The 17,394-nt window shown below is 62.8% G+C and carries 14 protein-coding genes; 6 read left to right on the forward strand and 8 right to left on the reverse strand.

From position 1 onward, the window contains the following. Positions 1-27: 27 nt before the first annotated feature. Positions 28-1,062 (reverse strand): aldo/keto reductase, encoded by a 1,035-nt coding sequence (locus AC1DMK_RS04675; protein WP_477857423.1) that lies wholly within the window; start codon positions 1,060-1,062, stop codon positions 28-30. 92 nt (positions 1,063-1,154) lie between these two features. Between AC1DMK_RS04675 and AC1DMK_RS04680 the strand changes: the two genes are divergently transcribed. Both AC1DMK_RS04680 and AC1DMK_RS04685 read left to right on the forward strand, forming a co-directional pair. Next, the gene (locus AC1DMK_RS04680) at positions 1,155-2,057 is read left to right on the forward strand and encodes a LysR family transcriptional regulator (RefSeq protein ID WP_477857425.1); all 903 of its coding nucleotides are present in this window, start codon (positions 1,155-1,157) and stop codon (positions 2,055-2,057) included. Between the two features lie 170 nt (positions 2,058-2,227). Then, entirely contained in the window at positions 2,228-3,316 is a 1,089-nt protein-coding gene (locus tag AC1DMK_RS04685) for an AbrB family transcriptional regulator (protein ID WP_477857427.1), read from the forward strand. Here AC1DMK_RS04685 and AC1DMK_RS04690 read toward each other — a convergent pair. Then, the gene (locus AC1DMK_RS04690) at positions 3,276-4,163 is read right to left on the reverse strand and encodes an AraC family transcriptional regulator (RefSeq protein ID WP_477857429.1); all 888 of its coding nucleotides are present in this window, start codon (positions 4,161-4,163) and stop codon (positions 3,276-3,278) included. The genes AC1DMK_RS04685 and AC1DMK_RS04690 overlap by 41 nt on opposite strands. A 33-nt stretch (positions 4,164-4,196) precedes the next feature. On the opposite strand from AC1DMK_RS04690, the gene AC1DMK_RS04695 reads away from it, so the two are divergent. Further along, positions 4,197-4,604 carry a DUF2000 family protein gene (locus AC1DMK_RS04695; protein WP_037064225.1) on the forward strand — a complete coding sequence of 136 codons (408 nt, stop codon included), beginning with the start codon at positions 4,197-4,199 and terminating at the stop codon, positions 4,602-4,604. 51 nt (positions 4,605-4,655) lie between these two features. Here AC1DMK_RS04695 and AC1DMK_RS04700 read toward each other — a convergent pair whose 3' ends face one another. The 4 genes from AC1DMK_RS04700 to AC1DMK_RS04715 all read right to left on the reverse strand — a co-directional run bounded on the left by AC1DMK_RS04700 (position 4,656) and on the right by AC1DMK_RS04715 (position 11,074). Further along, positions 4,656-5,321, reverse strand: coding sequence for a YiaD family glycine zipper/OmpA-like lipoprotein (locus AC1DMK_RS04700; RefSeq protein ID WP_037064227.1), 666 nt, complete (start codon positions 5,319-5,321; stop codon positions 4,656-4,658). Positions 5,322-5,522: 201 nt separating this feature from the next. Next, positions 5,523-6,518 (reverse strand): flagellin N-terminal helical domain-containing protein, encoded by a 996-nt coding sequence (locus AC1DMK_RS04705; protein WP_477857431.1) that lies wholly within the window; start codon positions 6,516-6,518, stop codon positions 5,523-5,525. A 243-nt stretch (positions 6,519-6,761) separates the two neighbouring features. Continuing rightward, positions 6,762-9,914 carry an efflux RND transporter permease subunit gene (locus AC1DMK_RS04710; RefSeq protein ID WP_477857432.1) on the reverse strand — a complete coding sequence of 1,051 codons (3,153 nt, stop codon included), beginning with the start codon at positions 9,912-9,914 and terminating at the stop codon, positions 6,762-6,764. Further along, entirely contained in the window at positions 9,911-11,074 is a 1,164-nt protein-coding gene (locus AC1DMK_RS04715) for an efflux RND transporter periplasmic adaptor subunit (protein ID WP_037064232.1), read from the reverse strand. The genes AC1DMK_RS04710 and AC1DMK_RS04715 overlap by 4 nt, the downstream gene beginning before the upstream one ends. A gap of 325 nt (positions 11,075-11,399) precedes the next feature. On the opposite strand from AC1DMK_RS04715, the gene AC1DMK_RS04720 reads away from it, so the two are divergent. Together AC1DMK_RS04720 and AC1DMK_RS04725 are read left to right on the forward strand one after the other, a co-directional pair. Further along, on the forward strand, positions 11,400-12,221 hold the full coding sequence (locus AC1DMK_RS04720; RefSeq protein ID WP_037064233.1) for an alpha/beta fold hydrolase: 822 nt from the start codon (positions 11,400-11,402) through the stop codon (positions 12,219-12,221). A 241-nt stretch (positions 12,222-12,462) separates the two neighbouring features. Beyond that, complete coding sequence (locus AC1DMK_RS04725) at positions 12,463-14,943, forward strand: ATP-dependent helicase (RefSeq protein ID WP_477857434.1); 2,481 nt, start codon at positions 12,463-12,465, stop codon at positions 14,941-14,943. 374 nt (positions 14,944-15,317) lie between these two features. On the opposite strand, the gene AC1DMK_RS04730 is transcribed toward AC1DMK_RS04725, so the two are convergent. Both AC1DMK_RS04730 and AC1DMK_RS04735 read right to left on the reverse strand, forming a co-directional pair. Next, the gene (locus AC1DMK_RS04730; RefSeq protein WP_037064238.1) at positions 15,318-15,665 is read right to left on the reverse strand and encodes a hypothetical protein; all 348 of its coding nucleotides are present in this window, start codon (positions 15,663-15,665) and stop codon (positions 15,318-15,320) included. A gap of 75 nt (positions 15,666-15,740) precedes the next feature. Beyond that, complete coding sequence (locus tag AC1DMK_RS04735; protein ID WP_037064240.1) at positions 15,741-16,142, reverse strand: DUF488 family protein, N3 subclade; 402 nt, start codon at positions 16,140-16,142, stop codon at positions 15,741-15,743. 294 nt (positions 16,143-16,436) lie between these two features. Between AC1DMK_RS04735 and AC1DMK_RS04740 the strand changes: the two genes are divergently transcribed. Next, positions 16,437-17,273, forward strand: coding sequence for a siderophore-interacting protein (locus AC1DMK_RS04740; protein WP_477857436.1), 837 nt, complete (start codon positions 16,437-16,439; stop codon positions 17,271-17,273). Positions 17,274-17,394 lie beyond the last annotated feature (121 nt).

A 17,394-nucleotide genomic window follows, 5' to 3' on the forward strand; every position in this document is an offset into this window, starting at 1 on the left:
GATGTTAAAGCCCTGCTGCGCAGCGCCTCAGACGAGAGGTGGATTGAGCCGGGCAAAGCCCTCCTGTCGCTGGTACGGAAAGTAGGGATAGGGCGCGGTGACAGCACTCGCCTTGTCAAGCGTTTCGACCTGCGCCTTCGACAACGACCAGCCGAGCGCGCCGAGGTTCTGCCGCAGCTGTTCCTCGTTGCGTGCACCGATGATCACGCTTGCGACTGTCGGGCGGCCGATCAGCCAGTTGAGCGCGATCTGCGGAACGGTCTTGCCGGTCTCCACCGCAACCTGGTCGAGCGCATCGACGATGTCATAGAGCTTGTCATCGTCGACCGGCGGCCCGTACTCGGCAGTCTGGTGCAGGCGGCTTCCTTCAGGCAGCGGCTGGCCGCGGCGAATCTTGCCGGTGAGGCGTCCCCAGGCAAGAGGGCTCCAGACCAGCGCGCCGACACCCTGATCGGCAGCAAGCGGCATCAGTTCCCACTCGTAGTCACGTCCGGCCAGCGAATAGTAGACCTGATGCGCGACGTAGCGCGGATAGCCGTAGCGTTCGGAAACGCCGAGCGACTTCATCAGTTGCCATCCCGCAAAATTCGATACGCCGACATAGCGGATCTTTCCGGCGGCAATCAGTCCATCCAACGTTGCAAGCACCTCTTCGACCGGCGTCGATGCATCGAAGGCATGAAGCTGCAGCAGATCGATGTAGTCCGTTCCGAGCCGCCTCAGCGCCTCGTCGGTCGAGCGGATCAGGCGCGCCCGCGACGTGCCCCAGTCCGCCGGGCCATCGCCCATCGGCAACGCCATCTTGGTCGAGATCAGCACCGCATCGCGCCGCCCCTTGATCGCCTGCCCGAGAACGGTCTCGGAGGCGCCGGCGGAGTACACATCCGCCGTGTCGAAGAGGTTTGCGCCGGCTTCAAGCGCGATATCGACCAGACGCCGCGCCTCTGCGGCATCGGTATTGCCCCAGGCGCCGAATAGCGGCCCGCAGCCGCCGAAGGTGCCTGCACCGAAACTCAAGACGGGCACTCTGAGGCCTGATGCACCGAGATTTCTGTAGTCCATGATCTGTCTCCTGTTGTCCAGGGATAGATAGACACTGCACCGACAGTGATATAGATTGCCAGAAAGAACACCATTGATGAATTGAATTCAACATGAGTCGTCAGGACGTCAACCGCTCGGGAGAGATGGAAGTCTTCGTGCGCGCCGTCGAGCTCGGTGGTTTCACGGCCGCCGCCCGTGCCTGCCGCATGACGCCATCCGCAGTCAGCAAGCTCGTAGGCAGGCTTGAATCGCGTCTCGGCGCCCGCCTCGTCCAACGCTCGACCCGCAAGCTTCAGCTGACTGCGGAAGGCTGCGCCTTCTACGAGCGCAGTCTATCGATCCTTGCCGATATTGCCGAGGCCGAGCGCTACGCCTCGGCGGGCGAGCGCGTGGCCGGCCCCGTCCGCATCAATACCAGCGGATCGTTCGGCAATCACGTTCTGGCGCCCCTCGTCCCGAATTTCCTGGCGCTCCATCCAGCCGTCACGCTCGATGTCTCGCACACCGACAGGGTCATCGACCTGCTGGAAGATCGGGCCGATGTCGCCATCCGCTCCGGGCCGTTGAAGAGTTCCACCCTGATTGCCCGCAAGCTGGGCGCCGCCCGCAGGATCATCGTTGCCTCGCCCGGCTATCTGCGGCAGCACGGCACGCCAAGGTCTGCCTCCGACCTGCATGGCCACTGCCGCATCGGCTTTTCCTATGCGCGGAGCGTTGTGGGTTGGCCCGTCAGGCAGAACGGCGAGACCGTGACACTACCGGTCACGCCGGGCGTTCAGGTCGGGGACGGCGAGGCCATGCGATATATGGCGCTTGCAGGCGCCGGTCTCGCACGGCTTACCGCTTTCGCCGTCCGCGCAGACATCGAAGCCGGGCGGCTGGTCCCGGTTCTCGAGGAGATCAACCCCGGCGAAACCGAGGAGTTTCACGCCGTCTACATCGGCCAGGGCGGTCCGCTGCCTGCACGCGTCCGCGCCTTGCTTGACTTTCTGGCAGAGCAGGTTCGTCTCTGAAGACGCTCGCCGGCAGATTTCGCAATCGACCCTCGGCATCGCCCAAGCCTATATCGCCTCAATCCACGCGGCCTTTCCAGCCGGTTCTTCGCTCAGCCAGTTGTGTTTCCCCTGCTCTCCGTCGCATCGACCGAGGCCCCGGCTGGCAAGACATTGACGGGATGATGTAGTTGAAAGACGCCAACCGCCTGCTTCGAAAGACCAGCCTGCCGCGCTGGGCGCTGCTGTTGTCCATTTCGACGGTGCTCGTCGTCTGCCTCGAAATGCTCGGCCTGCCTGCCTCTCTGCTCATCGGCCCGATGGTGGCCGCGATCATCCTTGCGCTGTCCGTCGGGCAGGGCTCGCTTCGCGTGCCACGCTGGCCGTTGCTGTTCGGGCAGGCGCTTGTCGGCATGCTCATGGCGCGCGCCATCACCGTCGATATCGTGCAGACAATGGCGACCGACGCGCCGCTTTTCCTGGCGATGATTTTCTCCGTCATCGTCGTTGCCGCCCTGCTCGGCTGGGTGCTGACCCTCTGGCAGGTTCTGCCGGGAACAACGGCCGTTTGGGGATCGTCACCCGGCGCGGCATCGGCGATGGTCATCATGTCCGAGGCCTATGGAGCCGATGCGCGGCTTGTCGCCTTCATGCAGTATCTGCGCGTCGTCTTCGTTGCGGTCGCGGCCTCCGTCGTCTCCCGCCTCTGGGTCGCTGCCGATGGCGGCGAACCGCCGGCGCTGATCCTCTTTCCCCCGATCAACTGGCAGGCCCTTGCCGCAACTGTCGCGCTGACCTGCCTAGCCGCCTACGCCGCCGTTCGCTTTCGCATTCAGGGCGGCACCATCATCGTCCCGCTGGCCCTGGGTTCGCTCCTGCAGGGCTTCGGCCTCCTGAAGATCGAACTGCCGATGTGGCTGCTGGCGATCAGCTACGCCCTGATCGGCTGGAACATCGGCCTACGCTTCACCCGGGGCATCATCATGCACGCGGCCCGTGCGCTGCCGCGCGTCGCCGGCTCCATCCTGCTTCTGATGTCGCTCTGTGGCTGCATGGCCTTTGCCCTGCACAGGTTCGCAGGCGTCGATCCGCTGACGGCCTACCTCGCCACCAGCCCCGGCGGCGCCGATTCCGTCGCGATCATCGCCGCCTCCAGCGATGTCGACGTGCCTTTCGTCATGGCCATGCAGACGGGCCGCTTTCTGGTGATCCTGTTTACCGGGCCAATGCTCGCCCGTTTCATCGCCCGGCGCTCAGGCCTGGCGGAAAATCCCGCCTGAGGCCCGCCCATTGGCCGGGCGTCACGCCGTAGGCCTTCTTGAAGTGGCGGTTGAGATGGCTCTGGTCAGCAAATCCGGTCGCCGCCGCAACGTCTGCCAGTCCTTCGCCCGTGCCGATCAGCGCCCGCGCCCGCTGCAGGCGACGCATCAGGAGATAGCGGTGCGGGCTGGTGGCAAAGGCGGCTCGGAAGTGTCGTGCCAGCGCAAAGCGGTCGAGACCCGTTACCGCCTCGAGTTCGCCGGAACGAACCGTCCTGGTAGCGTGCGCTTCAAGATAGTCCCGCGCCAGCCGCGCCCTGCGCCACGCGATATTGCCGAGCGGCTGCTCCGGCGTGTGGGCATGCCGCGCAAGGCCGCCGGCCACCCTCGATATGAAATCATCGACGAAGAGTTCATCGAGTTCACGATCCAGTTCGCCGAGCGCTGCCATTAGAGTGCCGGCCAAGTGCGAATCCCTGATGACCGGCTCATCGACGAAGGGCAGTCCGATCCGCTGTGCTTTGAGACACTCGACCACGAGCGAGGGCTCCAGATAGAGCATCCTATACTGCAGGCCGTCATCGGTTCCGGCACCGCCGTCGTGCTCCTCGTCGGGATGCAGCACGATAACCTGCCCCGGCATGCTGAATCGCCGTTCGCCGCGATAGGAAAAGGCCTGCACGCCCTTGATCGTCAAGCCGAGCGCGTAGGTGTCGTGCCGGTGCGGCTCGAATGCGTTGCCCGCGAATTGCGCTTCGATGCGCTCGATGCCGGGAAAGGCAGGCGCAGTCGTGATTCCGTCCGCGCCGCGCTCCGTGCACAAACGTTCAAGACCCTTAAGGGCATGGCTGTTTAGATCCTGGCTCAACGCGACTTTCGAACCCGCATGAAAGAGACTGGCATGTTTGATAACAAAATTGCGATCGTCCTGCGAAACAATCTTCAGTCCTGGCAGAAGCTGAATGTCACCGCCTTCCTGATGAGCGGCATCGTCGGGCAGAACCCGGAGATGATGGGAGAAGTCTACAGGGATCGCACCGGCAACCTCTACAATCCGCTCTCCGTCCAGCCGATCATCATCCTCTCCGCCGAAGACGAGACGATATCGACGATCCACCGCCGTTCGCTGGCGCGTGGCATCACCTCGTCCTTGTTTATCGAAGAGATGTTCGCGACCGGCCACGACGCCGCCAATCGGGCGGTTTTTGCCGAGTATGCGCCAGAAGACGCCAAGGTCGTCGGCATCGCCATCAGGGCGGATAGGAAGGTCGTCGACAAGATCACCAAGGGTGCGACCATGCACCGGTAACGGAAAACGGCCGGGAATGGCCCGGCCGTTTTCCTGTCGATGCGCGTGGGATCAGCTCTGCGTCACCGGAGCGATCTGGATTTCGACGCGGCGGTTCTGCGCGCGGCCGGCTTCCGTGGCGTTGGATGCAACGGGCTGCGAGGGGCCGAAGCCGACGGCAGAAACGCGACGCGGATCGACGCCCTGCGTGCCGAGATAATCGGCCACCGAGATGGCGCGGCGCTGCGACAGATCCTGATTGTGCTGCAGGCTGCCCGTGGAATCGGTGTGGCCGTTGACGTCGATCAGCGTGCGGTTGAACTTGCGCAGAACGATCGCGACCGAGTTCAGCGTCGGATAGAAACCTGACTTCACCGCATCCTGGTCGACGTCGAAGGTGATGTTCGACGGCATGTTGAGGATGATGTTGTCGCCATTTCGGGTAACGGAGATACCCGTGCCCTGAAGCTGCGCGCGCAGTTCGGATTCCTGCTGGTCCATGTAATTGCCGATCGCGCCGCCTGCAAGCGCGCCGACGCCGGCACCGATCAACGCCGCGTTGCGTCGTCCGACCGGCGAGCCGCCGACAGCAAGGCCGGCCAATGCGCCAACGCCGGCACCTAGCAGGGCGCCACCGGAGGTGTTCGACATCTTCTGCTGGCCCGTATAGGGGTCGGTGGTCGTGCAGGCGCTGAGGAATGTTGCGGCAACAGCCAAAAGTATGAATTTCTTGATCATGGACAGGCGTATCTCCAGTTCGAATGGTGATGCGAGCAGTATTAAGGAATGCGGCAACAAAATGAAGCGGTTGCCTTCGATACTGGAAATTAGACGAATTGCACAGCCGCCGAGGCTGGCGATCGCAAATATGTTACACACATCACAAGGCAACGGCGCCCGCGGCAATGGCGGGCGCGTTCGCAAGCGAACGAACGTCACTCAAAGATTCTGGAAAAGCTGCCGGACGGTATCGTAGGTGGCGTTGGCGATGTTCAGTGACTGGAGCGCAAGCTGCTGCTGGGTCTGCAGCGCCGTCAGGCGGCTCGACCTTTCCTCCATGTCGGCATCGATCAGCCGGCTGATGCCGCGCGAATACGAATCGTCGAGAGACTGCGCGAAATCGTTCTGGAGAGTGATCCGCTTCTCGAGCGCCCCGAAGGACGCCCCGACCGTAGTCATCTGGCCGAGCATCTTGTCGACCACGGCAATCATTTCGTTGACCTGGCTTGACGTCGTGCTTGCGGACACGCCGATCTCGACTTGCCCGGTGGTATTGCCCGCGCCCTTCAACATGACGTAATTCTGCGAGACACCTGCTTCCGTCGAGAAATACTGCGACGTGAGGACACCATATTCGCCCGATCCGGCCGTACGATCGTCGATCAGATATCGCGCGTCCTTCGACGACGTCGATCCCACAGGTGCCAGATCGACCTCGTAGCTCAGCGTTCCGACCGAGACGGTTCCGTCGGCATACCGGGTGAACGAGGCCGGGATCTGCCTGGGTTTTGACGGATCGTCGGCATCGTCGATCGCGACCCAATTGTCCGAATTGAATGTCGCCGATTGGGAAACCGAACGCAGCTGCGCCTTCAGCTGGGTGATATCGTCGTTGACCTTGTCCTTGTCGACGCCGGATTCGGTGGCGGCAACAAGCTTGGCCTTGATCTGGCTGACGATATCGATGGAGCTGTCGATCGCGGCGTTGGCGGTATCCATGGTCGCCGCAGCCAGGCCGAGCGCATCGCGGATCGCCGATTGAGCTGCCTTGTCGGACTTCAGCATGGAACTGATCGCCCAATAGGCGCCGTTGTCGGACGCCTTCTCGACCCTGAGACCGGTCGAAACCTGCCTTTGGGTCTGCGTCATACTACGACCGATGTCACGCAATACATAAAGCGCGGCATCCACTGAGGTGCGCCGATAAATACTCACGGATACTGAACTCCGAACACAACTATACGCAACTGATACAAATGAACCGGTACCGCGGACATTCATGTCCGGGAGCGCCAAACAACGGCGCCGACTGCCCTCCTACACGCTGGAGGTTCCTTTCGGTTTCTACAGCTTATGATTACCGCGCATGCTTAAAAAACAGCTAAGGTTCAGAGATTATTTATCGCATTTGCCGACCGGTCGGAAACCATGCGAATGGTGCCCGCACCCTCTTCCAACTTACTCGGCGGCCTCCAGGCGGCCCGACTTTGTGACGGCGCGCGGCCGGGATGCATGGGCCATCTCCTCGTGCAGGCGCGCCTCTTCGTGTGCATGAGGCTTGGCGAAGCGGGCAACCAGCAGATAGGCCACCGGCGTGATGAAGAGCGTAACCAGCGTCGCGAAACCGAGTCCGCCGACGATCACCCAGCCAAGTGCCACGCGGGCCTCGGCGCCGGCGCCGTGAGCGAAAACCAGCGGAACGCCCCCAAGAATGGTCGCGATCATGGTCATCATGACGGGGCGCAGGCGCAACTCGCAGGCTCTCTCGATCGAGGCGCGGACGTCCACGCCGCGATCGCGCAGCTGATTGGCGAACTCGACGATGAGGATGCCGTTCTTCGCCATGACGCCGACGAGGAGCACGAGCCCGATCTGGCTGTAGATGTTGAGACTGGATCCCGTGATGATCAGCGCGAAAATGGCGCAGGCAAGACCGAGCGGCACCGTCGACATGATGATCACCGAGGAGAGCACGCTTTCGAACTGCGCCGCCAGAACCAGGAAGATGATGACGATCGCGAAGCCGAAGGTGAGCGCCATGCCGCTCGAATTCTCTTCCAGCGTTGCGGCTTCAGCGAGCGGCAGCAGACGTGCTCCGGGGGGCATGAGTGGCTGCGCGAGCTGCGTCACCTCTTTCACGGCATTGCCCAGCGACATGCCGTTTCTGAGACCTGCGGTAATCGCCACCGATGCGAGCTGCTGTTCTCGATTGAGTTCCGGCGCGACCGAGCTCTCGACCAGCGAAGCGATCACCGACATCGGCACGATCTTGCCGTCGCCCGTCTTCAGGAAGACGTTCTCGAGATCGGTCGGATCGTCCAGCGGTCGGGTGCTTGACGTCAGGAGAACGGGATAGGCTTCGCCCTTCACGAACACATCGACGACCGAGCGGCCTTCGAGCAACGACTGCATGGCCATGGAAAGACCGGTTATGTCGATGCCGAGATCGGAGGCGCGTTCGCGATCGATCGTCACCGACACCTGCGCCTGCGAGGGTTCATTCGTCAGCCGCGGCGTATCGAAGTGCCCGGTGGCATCGAGTGCCTGCACCAGCTGCAATGCGGATGCGGTGAGGGCTTCGTGATTGTTGCCGATCATCGCCATCTGCACGCCGTTGCCCGCGCCGCGGATGCGCAGGCTGTTGGATTGGATCGCATTGCCGCGAAGCGCCGGCACCTTGCCGGCAGCCCGATTGATGTCCGCAACGATCTCGGATTGCGTGCGATGACGATCGCCCCACGGGGCGAGCGTCAGGACCATGAAACCGCTGTTGGCCTGTCCGCCCTGACCCGAGATCGAAAAGATGTTCCGGATATCTCCGCTGTCCATCAGAGGCTGCAGGTATTCCTCGACCAACTGCAGCTTGTCGCGGGTATATTCGAGGCTTGATCCCTGCGGCGTTGTCAGTCGCATCATCACCATCGCCCGGTCTTCCGCCGGGGTCAGCTCGCTCTTTACGGATGAGAACGCCAGGACGGCGGCTGCCGCAAAGATCAACGAGAACACGACCACGACGAGCGGCGCGTTCAGGCAGGCACGTAAACCCGACTTGTAGGCCCGGGCGAAGACATCCCCGAACCGCCCGAGGAGACCGTGGTCCTCGAGCATCTCCCGCGTCAGCATGCGCGACGCCAGCATGGGACAAAGCGTCAAAGCGACGATCGAAGACAGCCCGACGGAGAAGGCGAGAACGAAGCCGAACTCGCGGAACAATCCGCCCACCTGGCCCGGCAGGAATGAGAGCGGAATGAACACGGCGGCGAGCGTCGCGGTGGTGGCAACGACCGCAAAGAAGACTTCGCGCGTACCGAGAACTGCAGCCGCACGCGGCCCCATGCCCTCGCTGCGGCGGCGAACGATGTTTTCGAGAACGACAATTGCATCGTCGACGACCAGACCCGTCGCCAGCACAATGGCCAGCAGCGTCAGGATGTTGATCGAAAAACCGACCATGTAGATCGCCGCGAGTGTGCCGATCAGCGCCACCGGCATGCTGACCGCCGGAATGATCGTGGCGCGCCAGTCCCGCAGGAACAGATAGATGACCGCAGTGACGATGACGGCGGCGAGGATGAGCGCCAGCACGACCTCGTGGATCGCCCCCTGGATGAAAACGGCATCATCGCTGGTGATGGCAATCCGTGTGCCTTCCGGCAGCGTCTTGGAAAGCTGAGCAACGGCATCCTTGATGCCGTTGGAGATGTTGAGCGTGTTCGACTGCGCCTGTCGGATGATGCCAAGACCGATACCCGGAACGCCGTTGGAGCGCAGTGCGGTCTGCCCGTCGCGCGGTCCGAGCGTGACGTTGGCCACGTCACCAAGCCGTACCCGGTTCTGCAGGATGACATTGGCGAAATCCTCGGGCGTTTGAAGGCTCGCCATGGCGCGGACGACGATCGTCTGTGTCGGGCTCTTCAGCGATCCGGCCGGCACATCGAGTGCGGCACTTGATAGCGCCTTGGTGAGATCGCCGACCGTCAGGCCGCGGCTCGCGAGCTCGCTCTGATTGACGTCGACGCGGAAAACCTTTTCCTGGTCGCCATAGGTTTCGACGTCAGCAACGCCTTCGACGGACGCCAGCCGGTCGATCACTTCGTTCTCCACCAGGAGGGTAAGGTCGTCCATGTTGAGCTTGGTGGAGGTGACAGCGAGACGCATGATCGGTTGGGAATCAGAATCCGCCTTGACGATCTGCGGCGCGTCGGCGTCTTCCGGCAACCTGTCGGCTATGCGGCCGATCGCATCGCGCACGTCGTTTGCGGCAACGGCAAGATCAATCGAATCCGAGAACTCCAGCGTAACCCTGCTCTGGCCGAACTGTGAGCTCGAAGAGATCGACTTCAGGCCGCTCACGCGAGCGACGGCGCCCTCGATGACCTTCGTCAGCTCCTGGTCGATCGTCTGCGGCGACGCCCCGTCGAAGGTCGTCCGGACGGTGACGACGGGTCGATCGACATCCGGCAGCTCGCGAACCTCGATACCGACATAAGCGGCAAGTCCGGCCACGATCATCAACGTGTTGAAGACCAGGGCCAGAATTGGCCGGCGCACGAAGAGGGCGGTGAAGCTTTGTTTGCCCGAGGTCGGCTTCTCCACGTCGCCCACATTCATTGGGTCAGCTCCCCGCTTGACGCGACCTGATCGGCGACGCGCACCGCTCCGCCCGCGCGAACGCGCTGCAGCCCTTCGGTGACGACCGCATCGCCGTCCTTGAGATCGGCCGTGACGAGAATGAAGTCCGGATTGCGCTGGACAATACTGACGCGCACCTTGTTCGACCGTCCGTCATCGACGCGCCAGACAAAGGCGCCTTCCGAATCCCACTGCACCGAAAGCGGATAGACAGCCGGATACTGGTCACCGGCAAATTTCATCCCGACGTTGAAGGACATGCCCGCGCGCAATTCGTCCGATGCGTTGTCGATGCGCGCACGCACGCGCAGCGTCCGGCTTGCCGCATCGATGCGATTGTCGATCGCCTCGACCGCGCCGGAAAATACCCGGCCGGGCAGCGCCACAGAGGTTGCCTCGACCGGCTGCCCAACCGAAATCGTGTTGGCAAACCGCTCGGGCACCCAATAATCGACGAGGATTTCCGTCCGGTCGTCCAGCGTTGCGATGGGCGTGGTGATTGCAACATTGTCTCCTATATTCACCGGGATGATCCCGACGATGCCGTCGATCGCGGCCACGATGTTGCGGCGTTCGAGATTGAGTTCGGCAGCCTGCAACTGCAGCCTCGCCCCTTGCTCGGCGATCTCCGCGTCGAATACGTCCATGCGCGAAACGCTGGACTTGATGTTGTGATAGAGACTGGATTTCTCGACGGCACTCTTCAGCGTCACTTCCGCCTGCCCCTTTGCGATCACCTGCTCTTCGCTGTCGAGCTTCGCAAGGACCTGCCCCTTGGTGATTTTGTCGCCGGACTTGATCAGGATTTCCCGCACCGTTCCGCTCGCCTGCGGCGTCACGGCGACCGACCGAATGGCGTCGCCGGTGCCGATGGCACTCAGCTGGTCGTTGACGGTGCCTCGGACGACGGCTTGCGTTGCGATCAAGACAGCCCCATTGCCTCCCGCTCCGCGACGTTGCCCGGTCGCCTGCCCGGTTGAACCGGACGCCTTTTCGGATGGCGCGACGCTTGGGAGCAGACGGCTTGGAACGCCGGCGCTACGTAGCGTATCGCCGGCGCCAGGCACAAGGAAAACCCATCCGGCGAAACCGGCCACGACAACGGCGAGGCAAAGAGCAAACTGCTTCCAAAAAGGCATTGACGTCTCCAGAGGGACACGAGGTTGTCCAGGGTCGATCGAAAGAGGCGTATGCGAGGCAAATTGCCGCGCGACTGCGACAATATTGTCGCTTTGCGTCCCCCCGGCAAGCGAATTGGCCCCGTATTACAGAATCGCAATATCAATACTGAGTGACCAACCCGACCGTGGCGAAACGCACCAGCCCCGCCGTTTGGAAAATCTCGCGACCTACGTCAAATAACGCTTTTGTTTCCTGTTATTGCGATGTTCTCTGCCTCGGCTGCAACCGCGTCGAGCACAGCCAAACGGCTGCCATTCGTCAACACCGAAGAGGATGATACCCATGCCGAAGATAACGACCAAGGACGGAACCAAGATTTTCTACACGGATTGGGGCACCGGCCAACCGATCCTCTTCTCTCACGGCTGGCCGCTTTCGGGCGACGCCTGGGAAGCACAGATGCTGTTCTTCGGCCAAAACGGCTATCGCGTCATCGCCCATGACCGCCGCAGCCACGGCAAGTCCTCCCGGACCTGGGAAGGCAACCATATGGATCAGTACGCCGACGATCTGGCGGAGCTGATCGAAAAGCTTGACCTCAAGAACCTGATCTTGATCGGGCACTCCACCGGTGGCGGCGAAGTGGCTCACTATCTCGGCCGCCACGGCACCAAGCGCGTCGCCAAGGTCGTGTTGGTCGGCGCCGTCCCGCCGCTGATGCTGAAAACCGCCGCAAATCCCGAGGGCCTGCCGCTCGACGTCTTCGACGGCATCCGCAAGGGCACTGCACTCGACCGCTCGCAGTTCTTCCGCGACCTGACGATGCCCTTCTACGGCTTCAACCGAGACGGAGCCAAGATCAACGAAGGTTTGCGCGAGAGCTTCTGGCTGATGGGCATGGCCGGCGGCATCAAGGGCGAATACGACTGCATCCGCGAATTCTCCGAGGTCGACTACACCGAAGACCTGAAGAAGATCGACAAGCCGACCCTCTTCATCCACGGCTCCGACGACCAGATCGTGCCGATCGTCGCTGCAGCACACAAGAGTTCGAAGATCGTCAAGGGCGCCATCCTGAAGGTCTACGAGGGCAGCAGCCACGGCCTCGCCCAGGTAGAGCCGGAACGCTTCAACGCCGATGTCCTGGCCTTCATCAAAGGCTGATAGCGAGCTGGAGGCCTGGCCGAATGGCCGGGCCTTCGCCACCGCCTGCTCCGGAAAGTCAGACAACGATACCCTCGCCGGCGTCTGGTGCTTTGCGCTGCCGCCGCTACTTGCGCTCGCCTCTCTCAGCCTGACGCTTTCGGCGCCCGCATCGAAACCTGCCTGAGGACAGTGGCCTTCGTGGAATGAAAGCAGAACATCTTTTCTGGCCTTTCCATCCCGAATCACTACATTACGCGCCATGAGCAATAGTTTCGACGATATCCCCTTCTTCGACGAAGAGCCGGGCGAAGCGCCGCGCAAGCCGCAGGCCCCCGCAGCTCCTGCCACCGGAGGGCTCGCCGCCCGCGCCATGGCCGCCCGCAGCGGCGGCAACCGTCCGGATTATCTCTCCGGCCTCAACCCCGAGCAGACCGAGGCCGTCGAAACACTGGAAGGCCCCGTCCTCGTGCTCGCGGGTGCGGGCACCGGCAAGACGCGCGTGCTGACCACCCGCATCGCCCATATCCTCAACACCAGCCGCGCTTATCCCTCGCAGATCCTTGCCGTGACCTTCACCAACAAGGCCGCCCGCGAGATGAAGGAGCGCATCGCCGTGCTCGTCGGCGGCGCGGTCGAAGGCATGCCCTGGCTCGGCACCTTCCATTCGATCGGCGTCAAGCTGCTGCGTCGCCACGCCGAACTCGTCAACCTGCGCTCCGATTTCACCATCCTCGACACCGACGACGTCGTACGCCTCGTCAAGCAACTGATCCAGGCCGAGGGCCTCGACGACAAGCGCTGGCCGGCCAAGCAGTTCGCCGGCATGATCGACACCTGGAAGAACAAGGGCCTCGGTCCCGCCGATATCCCGGAAGGCGACGCCCGCGCATTCGCCAACGGCAAGGGCCGCGAACTCTACTTCGCCTACCAGCAACGCCTTTCGACGCTGAACGCCTGCGATTTCGGCGATCTCCTGATGCATCCGATCGCGATCTTTAGGAAGTACCCCGATCTCCTCAAGGAATATCACGGCCGCTTCCGCTACATCCTCGTCGACGAATACCAGGACACCAACACCGCCCAGTACATGTGGCTGAGGCTGCTCGCCCAGCGCCCCAAGGGCGAGCCGCAGAACGTTTGTTGCGTCGGCGACGACGACCAGTCGATCTACGGCTGGCGCGGCGCCGAGGTGGACAACATCCTGCGCTTCGAAAAGGATTTCCCCGGCGCCAAGGTGATCAAGCTCGAGCGCAACTACCGCTCCACCGAACATATCCTCGGTGCTGCTGCCCATCTCATCGCCCACAACGAGGGCCGCCTCGGCAAAACGCTGTTCACCGACCGCAGCAACCCCGAAGACGCCAAGGTGCAGGTCCACGCCTCCTGGGACAGCGAAGAGGAAGCCCGCGCCATCGGCGAGGAGATCGAACAGCTGCAGCGCGGCGGCGCCTCCGGCGAGCCCCATGCCCTGAACGACATGGCGATCCTGGTGCGCGCTTCATTCCAGATGCGCGAGTTCGAGGACCGCTTCGTCACGCTCGGCCTCAACTACCGCGTCATCGGCGGACCGCGCTTCTACGAACGCCTCGAGATCCGCGACGCCATGGCATATTTCCGCCTCGTGGCTCAGCCCGCCGACGACCTTGCCTTCGAACGCATCGTCAACACCCCCAAGCGCGGCCTCGGCGACACCACCGTCCGCGCGCTGCACGACTACGCCCGCGCCCGCGACATCCCCATGCTTTCGGCAGCCGCCGACATCATCGAGACCGACGAGCTGAAGCCGAAGGCGCGCAAAGCGCTGTTCGATGTGATTCAATCTTTCCGGCGATGGCAGGAAAGACTTGAAAACACTCCACATACCGAGCTCGCCGAGCAGATCCTCGAAGAGTCGGGCTACACCGACATGTGGAAGAACGACAAGTCGGCCGACGCCCCGACCCGCCTCGACAACCTGAAGGAACTGATCCGCTCGATGGAGAGCTTCGAGTCGATGCGCGGCTTTCTGGAGCATGTCTCGCTGGTCATGGATGCCGAGCAGAACGAGAACCTCGACGCAGTCTCCATTATGACGCTGCACTCCGCCAAGGGCTTGGAATTCGAAACCGTCTTCCTGCCCGGCTGGGAAGAAGGCCTCTTCCCGCACCAGCGCTCGCTGGATGAAACCGGCCGCGCAGGGCTGGAGGAAGAACGCCGCCTCGCCTATGTCGGCCTCACCMGCGCCAAGCGCCGCTGTCACATCTGGTTCGTCTCCAACCGCCGCATCCACGGCCTCTGGCAATCGACCATCCCCTCGCGCTTCCTCGACGAACTGCCGGAAACCCATGTCGAGGTCGCCGAAGTCGAGCAGAGCTACGGCGGCTACGGCCGCGGCGGCTACGGCCAGTCGCGCTTCGACAAGGCGGAGCCTTTCGCCAACTCCTATTCCACCCCCGGCTGGAAGCGCGCCCAGCAGAACAGGAACGACGCCACCCGCGACAACTGGGGCTCACGCTCCGGCCACTCGGTCGAGCGCATCGGCTACGGCGAAAGCGGCCCAAAGACCCGCACCATCGACGGCGAGCTGGTGGCCAAGTCCACAACGTCGGAACCGTCGAAATTCAAGACGGGAGACCGCGTGTTCCACCTCAAGTTCGGCAACGGCAACATCACTGGCATCGAAGGCAACAAGCTGACGATCGAATTCGACCGGGCCGGACAGAAGCGCGTGCTGGACGGGTTTGTGGAGCGGGTTTCCTGACGGAGCTCCCGCTTCCGGCCGCCGCCAATGCCGGCGACGCGCCTCACCCATTCGTGACTTCGCATCCCCTGCCGCCTCCCGCATACTGGCCTTCCCGCGCATGGCTGTCGCGGTGGGATAGGAGGATGCAGATGAAACGCTACTCACTATCGCTGATCGGCATGTCGCTGATGATTGCCATTCTGAGCAACCCGGGCATCGCCCTCGCCTGCAACAAGATTATCGGGACTTGATCTGTTCGATGAGGCAAGTGAGCGGGCACGATGCCCGCTCACTTCATCAAGACGTTTGAGTTTTTCATGGATTGGGTGGCATGGATCCGGGTTTTGCATGAATGTATTGAGCGAGGGGCGTTCTCGCTTGAATAAGCCCTCTCACCCCAAGATCGGCATCGACCCCAGCCCCAGGATGTCGTTAACCAACGCCAGCCCGATGCCAGCCGCAACGATCCCCAGCCCGATCAAAAACAGCCGCCGTGACCGGTCGTACTTCGCGGCAATCAGCGAGTCCCGCGCCAGAAGGTCGGCAAACACCTTCACCTGAATGGCGATGCCGATGGTGAGCAGCAGCATCGGCAGGATGTCGATGCGGCTCCAGTCGTTCGGGTTGGAGACCCAGCGGCTGATGAAACTCAGCGAAAAACCGAGGATGATGCCCGCCGCTGTCAGCGAGCCGTTGCGAAAGGTCGCGTCGATCTTCTCGTCTGGGTCCGGCTCCGGCATGGCTTCGATTTCCGGCTGATTTCCTCTTCGCGAGAAAGGCAGAAATCGCCGGCATGGGCAAGAGCGCCTGCGCGGCTAGATACAGGCCTCGGCCCTGAACTGCGCGCCTCTGTCGGAAAGCAGGCGGCGCAGGATGCTTCGGTGGCAGCGGCTCTCATCGTCGCAATAACAGCCGATCGAAAAGGCGCTGGCGTGCGAAAGGCTCGCCAGCAGGTCCAGCACATGGCTTGCGTCCGGCGCCTTCATTTCCTTCGAATAGGCGCCGGCAAAGCGGTTCCAGTCGGCGTCCGTGACGGCGGCTTTCGCCTCGGAGACAAGGCCGTGGCTCGGCGCCAGGATCGGCAGCCAGACATCGTAGTAGTTGCGGATGGTGAACTCTGCCTTGGGCACGCCGCGCGGCGGCCGGCGAACTGTGCCGATCCTGATACCTTCGTCCTCCAGTCGCGGCGACCCCAGCTGTACGACGCTGATTGACATCATGGCCTCCTTGCATTGCCGGGCGAGATCCAGGTGTCCGGCGGCTTCTCCACCAGCATTTCTGCAGAAACCCAGGCAAGCAGACAAGCATTACAAAACCTTCACTTAAAAATCATGTTTTATCCTTGCCAAGCCGACGGGGAGCCGTTAGTCACGAGCCATCTGCCGCGTCTTCTGCGCTGCACGTAGGCGTTAACGTCAATCAACGCGCTGATCGAACCTGGACACCGGGGTGCGAGCGGCGCGGCGTGCCTGCGTTACGCGTATCCCAGGTTCCGAACGAAGGACCTTTTGATGACGGCACACACCACCCCGAACACCGCTGAAAACCGCCACCTGATCGAACGCGTCCGCCACGAGCTCAAGCGACGCCTGCTGACGGTCAGCCGCGTCACGCAGCTGACGCCGCAGGTGCTGCGGGTAACGCTGACGGGATCCGACCTTCAGGGCTTCACCAGCCTCGGCCATGACGATCACGTCAAGATCCTCATTCCCCGCCCCGGCGAGGATCTCGCCTTTCCTGAGATCGGCCCCGACGGCAAGCCGATGATCGATCCGGCCAACCGGCCGGCGCTGCGCGACTATACGCCCCGGCGCTTCGATCCGGTCGCCGGCGAACTCGATCTCGACTTCGCTCTGCATGACGCCGGCCCCGCGACCGAATGGGCACTGCGCGCGCAACCGGGCGACAAGCTCGGGGTCGGCGGCCCGCGCGGCTCCTTCCTGGTCGCCACCGACTTCGACTGGTATCTGCTCGCCGGCGATGAAACCGCCCTGCCCGCGATCGCACGCCGCCTCGAGGAACTGCCGGCCGGCGCCCGCGCGCTGGTCGTCGCGGAAGTCGCAGGCCCCGAAGAGGAACAGGCGCTTGCCAGCAAGGCCGAGCTTTCCACCCTATGGCTGCACCGCGGCGCCGCCCCGGCCGGCACCACGGATCAGCTCGACCGGGCGCTGCGCGACATACCGCTGCCGACGGGCGACGGCTATGTCTGGATTGCCTGCGAAACCATGGTCGCCAAGCGCCTGCGCGCCGTGATGGTCGACGAGCGCTGGCATCCGAAAGCCTGGATCAAGGCCGCCGGCTACTGGAAGCGCGGCCAGGCCGATTTCCACGAAACGCACGGCGATTGAGCTGATCTCCGCTGAAGTCCCGCGCCAGCGCTGCACTCAAGACGAGAAATTAGGGCAGAATCCACCGCCGGCGCGATCCGACGGCACTTCGCCCCTGCCACATTGATTTTCTCCATGCTAG

Source organism: Rhizobium sp. 05L419 (assembly GCF_056397845.1).